Annotated in this window: 1 protein-coding gene; it reads right to left on the bottom strand. The window is 49.8% G+C overall.

What is annotated here, in order from left to right; all coding sequences use genetic code 11:
* On the bottom strand, nt 1-253 hold a 253-nt coding region (locus tag SB775_RS31720; protein WP_410865257.1), incomplete at both ends, for a sulfatase-like hydrolase/transferase.

Genomic DNA, 253 nt, shown 5'->3' with positions numbered 1-253 from the left:
CATCCCTTTTTGTTCGAGCCCGTCGATAAACTTCCCGATTGCCCGGTCGACGTAATGAATCGATTGCAAATAATTTTTGAAATGCCGGTCCTGATAGCCGTCATAGCCTTCGGTGTTGAGCAACTGCAAGTCTTCCGGCATCTCGAACGGATGATGGCTCGTCAAGGTAACGATTTGTGAATGGAAAGGCTGCTCAAACCCAGCCATTTCATCAAGCGCCTGATCGAGCATCGCTTCGTCGTTGATGGACCAG

It is taken from the genome of Peribacillus sp. SIMBA_075 (assembly GCF_046534585.1).
Note: the sequence above shows the minus strand (reverse complement) of the source record. Positions and strands in the feature narration are given on the sequence as shown.